The 7,356-nt window shown below is 78.0% G+C and carries 7 protein-coding genes; 6 read left to right on the forward strand and 1 reads right to left on the reverse strand.

The features are described from left to right. Together AC5FZL_RS14085 and AC5FZL_RS14090 are read left to right on the forward strand one after the other, a co-directional pair. Window positions 1–775, forward strand: a 775-nt coding sequence (locus tag AC5FZL_RS14085; protein ID WP_493619520.1) for an MFS transporter, incomplete at its 5' end; no start/stop codon positions are given. A gap of 50 nt (window positions 776–825) precedes the next feature. Further along, on the forward strand, window positions 826–2,571 hold the full coding sequence (locus AC5FZL_RS14090; RefSeq protein ID WP_493619526.1) for a DEAD/DEAH box helicase: 1,746 nt from the start codon (window positions 826–828) through the stop codon (window positions 2,569–2,571). Window positions 2,572–2,662: 91 nt separating this feature from the next. On the opposite strand, the gene AC5FZL_RS14095 is transcribed toward AC5FZL_RS14090, so the two are convergent. Continuing rightward, window positions 2,663–3,052 carry an SdpI family protein gene (locus tag AC5FZL_RS14095; protein ID WP_493619521.1) on the reverse strand — a complete coding sequence of 130 codons (390 nt, stop codon included), beginning with the start codon at window positions 3,050–3,052 and terminating at the stop codon, window positions 2,663–2,665. Between the two features lie 124 nt (window positions 3,053–3,176). Between AC5FZL_RS14095 and AC5FZL_RS14100 the strand changes: the two genes are divergently transcribed. The 4 genes from AC5FZL_RS14100 to AC5FZL_RS14115 all read left to right on the forward strand — a co-directional run. After that, window positions 3,177–4,484 carry a homoserine dehydrogenase gene (locus AC5FZL_RS14100; RefSeq protein WP_493619522.1) on the forward strand — a complete coding sequence of 436 codons (1,308 nt, stop codon included), beginning with the start codon at window positions 3,177–3,179 and terminating at the stop codon, window positions 4,482–4,484. Window positions 4,485–4,487: 3 nt separating this feature from the next. Then, a complete protein-coding gene (gene thrC, locus AC5FZL_RS14105; protein WP_493619523.1) occupies window positions 4,488–5,558 on the forward strand; it encodes a threonine synthase in 1,071 nt (356 codons plus the stop codon). 17 nt (window positions 5,559–5,575) lie between these two features. Beyond that, on the forward strand, window positions 5,576–6,616 hold the full coding sequence (gene thrB, locus AC5FZL_RS14110) for a homoserine kinase (RefSeq protein WP_493619524.1): 1,041 nt from the start codon (window positions 5,576–5,578) through the stop codon (window positions 6,614–6,616). A gap of 291 nt (window positions 6,617–6,907) precedes the next feature. After that, on the forward strand, window positions 6,908–7,356 hold a 449-nt coding region (locus AC5FZL_RS14115; RefSeq protein WP_493619525.1), incomplete at its 3' end, for a Rho termination factor N-terminal domain-containing protein.

Here is a 7,356-nt window from a genome sequence, read left to right on the forward strand (position 1 = left end):
ACTGCGCCCTCTGCCGGTGCTCGCCCTGCTGGTCGGGCTGGTCCTCGTCGCCCTCTCGCTGCCCCGCCTGCTGCCCCCCGGGACGCTGCGCGCGGCCCGGGGGCTGCCCAGCGTGGTCGCCGTGCGCGGGCTGTTCACCGCCTGCTTCGCCGGGGCGGAGGCGTACGTGCCCCTCATGCTCGTGCTCGAGCGCGGCCTCAGCGTGACCGTGGCCGGGCTCTCCCTCACCGGCGGGGCGGTCGGCTGGGCGGCCGGCTCGTTCTTCCAGAGCAGGCCCGGCCTGCGCGTGCCCCGCCACCGCCTCCTCGTGGCCGGCGGCGTCGTCGTGGCCGTCGTCGTCGGGCTGCTCGTGCTGCCCTCGCTGCACCTGCTGCCGGCCCTGGCCGTGCCGCTGCTGTGGGCGGTGGCCGGCGCCGGGATGGGCATGGCGCTGAGCAGCACCGGCGTCCTCGTGCTGGCGATGGCGCCGGCGTCCGAGCGCGGCCGCGCGTCCTCGGCGCTGCAGCTCTCCGACGCCCTCGGCTCCGTCGTCGGGATCGCCGCGGCCGGGGCGGTGCTGGCCGCCCGCACCGGCGTCCAGGCCGGCGCCGGCGCCGGCGAGGTGGCAGGCGGGGTGGGCGCCGGGCCGGACGACGGCGGGCTCACCTTCGCGGTGATCTTCGCCGGTCTCGCGGTCGCCGGGGTCCTGGCCGCGGTGGTCGGGGCGCGGGCCCGGCCGTCCTCGCCGAACCGCCTCGCCGGCCCCGAGACGTCGACTAGCGTGGTCACGCCGTGAGCCAGTCATCCGCCCTCCGCCGCACCGGGCGCCCCACCGTCTCCGAGGCCGTGCTGGGCCCCGCGCCGCGCGAGGGCGGGCGGCCGCTGCGCGCCTGGCAGTCCGCCGCGCTCGAGCTGTACGAGGCCGGCCGCCACGAGGACTTCCTCGTCACCGCGACGCCGGGCGCCGGCAAGACCACCTTCGCGCTCACCCTGGCCGCGCGCCTGGTGGCCCGCCGCACGGTCGACCGGGTGATCGTCGTGGCGCCGACCGACCACCTGCGCACCCAGTGGGCCGAGGCCGCCGACGGCGCCGGGCTCGTGCTCGACCCCACGCTGACCAACAGCGTCGGGCCGGTGCGCGCCGGCACCCGCGGCTACGTCACCACCTACGCCCAGGTGGCCGGCAAGCCGATGCTCCACGCCGCGCGCGCCACCGCCGCCCGGACGCTGGTGATCCTCGACGAGGTCCACCACGCCGGTGACGGCCTGAGCTGGGGCGAGGCGGCCGAGGAGGCCTTCGGGCGCGCCGCCCGCCGGCTGTGCCTGACCGGGACGCCGTTCCGCACCAAGCCCGGCGAGCGGATCCCCTTCGTGCGCTACGACGACGCCGGCGACGGCGAGCTGCGCAGCAGCGCCGACTACACCTACGGCTACCGCGAGGCGCTGGCCGACGGCGTGGTGCGCCCCGTCGTCTTCGCCGCCTACACCGGCACCGCGCGCTGGCGGAACAGCGCGGGGGACGTCGTCGCGGCGTCCCTGAGCGAGCCGAGCACGAAGAGCATCGAGGCGACCGCCTGGAAGACGGTGCTCGACCCCAAGGGCCAGTGGGTCCCGCACGTGATCGCGGCCATGGACGAGCGGATCACGCACCTGCGCGCGCACGGCGTCCCCGACGCCGCCGGGCTGGTGCTGGCGAGCGACCAGGACGACGCCCGGGCCTACGCCGCGATCGTCAAGAAGGTCACTGGCCAGGCGCCGGAGCTGATCCTCTCCGACGACCCCTCGGCCAGCAAGAAGATCGACAAGTTCACGAGCAGCACCAAGCGGATCGCGGTCTGCGTGCGGATGGTCTCCGAGGGCGTCGACGTGCCGCGCGCGGCGGTGCTCGCCTGGATGACGAGCTACCGCACGCCGCTGTTCTTCGCCCAGGCCGTCGGCCGCGTCGTGCGCGCCCGCGGGCCCCACGAGGCCGCCACCGTCTTCCTCCCGGCCGTGCGCCCGCTGCTGACGCTGGCGGCGTCGATGGAGGAGGAGCGCAACCACGTCATCCCGCCGCCGGCCGCGCCCAGCGACGACCTCGACCCGCTGCCCCCGCGCGAGCCGCGCGGCGAGGGCGTGGGGGAGTGGCAGGCCCTGGACGCCGACGCGCAGTTCGCGCACGTGCTGCACGGCGGCCGCGCGGTGCTGGCCTCGGCGCCGGGCACGGCCGAGGAGGAGGAGTTCCTCGGGCTGCCGGGGCTGCTCACCCCCGAGCAGACGGCGGCCCTGCTCTCCCGCCGCGACGAGGAGCTGCGCCGCCGCGCGTCGGCCTCGGTGCAGGACGACCTGTTCGGCGAGCTCGGCGAGGCGCCCTCCCCGGCCGGCGGGGTCGCCGACCCCGAGGCCTCCGACGGCGGCCAGGCCTCCTGGCGCGCCGCCGCCGACCTGCGCCGCGAGGTCAACCGGCTCGTCGCGCAGGTCGCCGCCCGCACCGGGGAGCCGCACGCCCGGGTGCACGTGGCGCTGCGCAAGGCCGTGCCCGGGCCGGCGTCGGCCTCGGCGTCGCAGGAGCTGCTCGAGCGCCGCCGCGACCACCTCCTCGCCCAGCTCTAGCCCCCTCGGCAGCACGGCGCGCGGTGCGGGGAGCAGCACTGCGCGTGAGCGGGGGAGGAACCCGGCATCCCGGGAGCGACCCGGACAGGTCTCAGGTTCGATCGCGGGTCGAGGTCGAGGGTCCGGTGGCGCGAGCGGCTCGGCCCGCGCGCCGCGCGGCGACCACCATCAGACCCAGGACGACGAGCGCGCCGCCCACCACCACGGCCGCGAACACGGGGGCGCTGCGCACCAGCAGGCTCGCCAGCCCGGTGAGCGCGAAGACCGCCCCGGCGGCGTCGCTGGCCCCGCGCGCGGCGGCGTGCCCGACGCGCCAGGCCTCGTCGCTGCGCAGGGTCGCCCGCGTGCGGATGCCGGCGACCTCGTTGCGGGCCAGCCGGCCGTCCGCGGCGCGCCGCGTCACCAGCGCCACGAGGACCCCCGCGCCGACGAGCGAGACCGCCACCACCGCGACCACGACCAGGGGCACCTGCTCCTCCACCGCGCCACCGTACGGTCACGGGCGTCTGCGGCACCTGACACCATGGGCGCTCGCGTGCCCGGCCGGCCACGCGGTGGACGGGTCGACGGCACGGGAGCGAGGACCAGCGGTGGCAGCGGTTCGGGTGGCACTGCTGGGCTGCGGCGTGGTCGGGGCGGAGGTGGCCCGGGCCCTGGCCCCCGGCTCCGCGCACGCCGCCGAGCTGGCGGCGCGCGCCGGCGCCGAGCTCGAGCTCGTGGGCATCGCCGTGCGCGACGTCGAGCGCCCCCGGCCCGAGGGCGTCGACCGCTCGCTGCTGACCACCGACGCCGCGGGCCTGGTGCGCCGGGCGGACGTCGTCGTGGAGGTCATCGGCGGTGACGGCCCGGTCCGCGAGCTGCTCCTCGACGCCCTCCGCAGCGGTGCCAGCGTGGTCAGCGCCAACAAGGCGCTGCTGGCCGAGCACGGTCCCGAGCTGCACGCCGCCGCGGACGCCGCCGGCGTCGACCTGTACTTCGAGGCCGCGGTCGCGGGGGCCATCCCGATCATCCGGCCGCTGCGCGAGTCCCTCGCCGGCGACCGGGTCGAGCGGGTGCTCGGCATCGTCAACGGCACGACGAACTACGTCCTCGACGCCATGGACACCAGCGGCGCCGACCTCGCCGAGGCCGTCGCGAGCGCCCAGGAGCTGGGCTACGCCGAGGCCGACCCGACCGCCGACGTCGAGGGCTACGACGCCGCGGCGAAGGCCGCGATCCTCGCGACGCTGGCCTTCCACACCCCGGTCGCCGCCGCCGACGTGCACCGCGAGGGCATCACGGCGGTGACCGCCGCCGACGTCGCCGCCGCCCGCGAGGCCGGCTCGGTCATCAAGCTGCTCGCGATCTGCGAGCGCGAGACCCGCGACGGCGAGGAGGGCGTGCGGGTGCGCGTGCACCCCGCCCTCCTCTCGCGCGACCACCCGCTGGCCGGCGTCCGCGGCGCCTACAACGCGGTCTTCGTGAAGGCGGCCGCCGCCGGGGAGCTGATGTTCTACGGCCAGGGCGCCGGCGGGCTCGCGACCTCCAGCGCGGTCCTGGGCGACCTCGTCACCGTCGCGCGGCACCGGGTGGACGGCGGGCGCGGTCCGCGGATCCTCGACCACGCCGACCTGCCCGTGCTGCCCGTGGCCGGGGCGCGCACCCGCTACCAGGTGCGCCTGGAGGTCGCCGACCGCCCGGGCGTGCTCGCGACCATCGCGCACGTCTTCGCCGAGCACGGCGTGTCGATCGAGACGGTCCGCCAGAGCGCGGGCCGGCCGAGCACCGGCGACGGGCCGGGGGCGCGCTCGGCGGCCCTCGCCGTCGTCACCCACACCGCTGCGGACGCGGACCTCGCGGCCACCGTGGCGGCGCTGGGAGGCCTGGACGCCGTGGCCGCCGTGGCCTCGGTGCTGCGCGTGGAGGGGGACTGAGCCGTGGCGCACCTGTGGCGGGGAGTCATCGAGGAGTACCGGGACCGGCTGCCGGTGGGCGAGGGCGCCCCCGTGGTCACCCTGGGCGAGGGCGGCACGCCGCTCGTGCCCGCACGGCACCTGTCGGACCTGACCGGCTGCGACGTGCGGCTGAAGGTCGAGGGCTGCAACCCCACCGGGTCGTTCAAGGACCGCGGCATGACGATGGCGATCTCCGCCGCCGCCGCGGCCGGGGCGAAGGCCGTGATCTGCGCCTCCACCGGCAACACGTCCGCCTCCGCCGCCGCCTACGCGACGGCCGCGGGCATGGCGTGCGGAGTGCTCGTGCCCGAGGGGCGGATCGCCATGGGCAAGCTCAGCCAGGCGATCGCCCACGGGGCGACGCTGCTGCAGGTCGACGGCAACTTCGACGACTGCCTGACGATCGCCCGCAAGATCTCCGACGCCTACCCCGTCGAGCTCGTCAACTCCGTCAACCCGGCCCGGATCGAGGGCCAGAAGACCGGCGCCTTCGAGGTGGTCGACGCCCTCGGCGACGCGCCCGACATCCACTGCCTCCCGGTGGGCAACGCGGGCAACATCACCGCGTACTGGAAGGGCTACACGGAGTACGCCGCCGACGGCCCGGCCACCCGGCGCCCGGCGATGTGGGGCTTCCAGGCCGCCGGGTCGGCGCCGATCGTCGCCGGCCACCCCATCGACACCCCCGACACCATCGCCACGGCGATCCGGATCGGGAACCCCGCGTCCTGGCAGCAGGCGCTCGCGGCGCGGGAGGAGTCCGGCGGCCTCATCGCCGCGGTGACCGACGCGCAGATCCTCGCCGCGCACCGCCTGCTCTCCAGCCGCGACGGCGTCTTCGTCGAGCCGGCCTCGGCGGCCGGGGTCGCCGGCCTGCTGGCCCAGCACGAGGCCGGGGCGCTCGCGCCGGGCCAGCGCGTGGTCATCACCGTGACCGGCCACGGCCTCAAGGACCCGCAGTGGGCGCTGCGCACCGCCGAGGGCGACGAGGTCGTGCCGGTGCGGGTGGGCGTGGACGCCGTCTCCGCGGCCAGCGCCCTCGGCCTGGAGTGAGCCCGGTGGAGGGCGCGGTGCACGGCGCCTCCGGGGGCGTCGTGCTGGGCCGCGAGGTCCGCGTCGTGGTGCCCGGCTCCAGCGCGAACCTCGGGCCGGGCTTCGACGCCGTCGGGCTGGCGCTCGGCGTGGCGGACGTCGTCCGGGTGCGCGCCGTCCCGGCGTCCCGCGGCGTGCGGGTGCAGGTCGAGGGGGAGGGCGCGGGCCGGGTCGGCGCGGGCGAGGACCACCTCGTGGTCCGGTCGCTGCGGGCCGCGCTGCACCGGGCCGGCGTGGCCGCCGACGCGCAGCCGGGGCTCGAGCTCTCCGCGCGCAACGGGGTGCCGCACGGGCGCGGCGTGGGGTCGTCGGCCGCCGCCGTCGTGGCCGGGGTCGTCGCGGCCGGGGCGCTGCTGGAGCAGCCCCTGGGCGCCGACGACCTGCTCGACGTCGCCTGCGCCCTCGAGGGCCACCCCGACAACGCCGCGGCGTCCCTGCTCGGCGGGCTGACCCTGGGCTGGCGCGAGGCCGAGCAGGACGCGGACCACCCCGGTGGGCACGGGGGCGGGCACGGCGGCGGGCACACCGGCACCTGGCGGGCCGTGCGGGTCGAGCCGCACCGGTCGGTGCGCGCCGTGCTGTGCGTGCCGGACGTCGAGCTGTCCACCGCCCGCGCCCGCGCCATGCTCCCGCTGCGGGTGCCCCACGGCGACGCCGCGCACACCGCGGGGCGCGCCGCCCTGCTCGTCGAGGCCGTCACCCGCACGCCGTCGCTGCTGCTGCCGGCGACCGACGACCGGATCCACCAGGCGCAGCGGGCCAGCGCCATGCCGGAGAGCTGGGCGCTGCTGCGCGCGCTGCGCTCGGCGGGCCACGCGGCGGTCGTCTCCGGCGCCGGGCCGTCGGTGCTCGTGCTGAGCCCCGACGAGGACGCCGCCGAGCGCGCCGCCGCGCAGGTGGCCGCCACGGGCGGCTGGCGGGCGGTGCTGCCCGGGATCGCCCGCACCGGCGCGGTCGTCTCGGTGGTCGGCGACGAGCGCGAGCAGGTTCCCGCGCAGGAGTCCTCAGGACGGCGCTGAGGGAGCCGATGAGGGGCAGGAACCCCCGGGAACAGCGGCGGCGCAGCCGGCGTTGAGGCACGAGAACGGCCCGCACCGAAGCGGAGTGCTATCGTCAGCACGGCCCCACCTGGACGGTCGTCCGCGGCGAAGCAGTCGCCGCCCGCCGCGCCGGTCGAGGCGCGCACCCCGCCCCGAACAGCTCGCGACCACGGTCACGAGCTCCCGCGCGGCACACCTGCACCGGTCCCAGGGGCCGGACACCCGCGCACCTGGCACAGACCAGGGCGCTGACGAGGGGGAAGGACCTTCGTGACAGACACCACCGAGATCGCGGCACCGGCTGACGCCGAGCGCGCGACCGACGCCGGCAGCGCCAAGCGCGCCGGCCTGACGGCGCTCCGCCTGCCCCAGCTGCAGGCCCTCGCGGTCGAGCTGGGCGTGCCCGGCACCGCGCGCATGCGCAAGAGCGAGCTCCTGGACGTGATCCGCGCCGCACAGGGCACCCGCCCCGCAGGACAGGGCGCTCCCGCCGCTCCCGTCGACGGCGGCTCGCACGGCGTCCGGGCCCCCCGGCGCGCCAGCGCCGCCGAGCAGTCGGTGAGCTCGCCGGCCCCCACCGCGGCTCCGACGACGGCCCCGGCCGCCCGCACCGCTCCCGACACCACCGCCCCGGTCGCCACCGACACCCCCGCCGAGGCCCCCGCGGCCGCCGACGCCGGCTCCGAGGCCCAGTCGCGCCCGGCCCGCAGCCGCGGCAA

Source organism: Quadrisphaera sp. DVD1, from assembly GCF_058932755.1.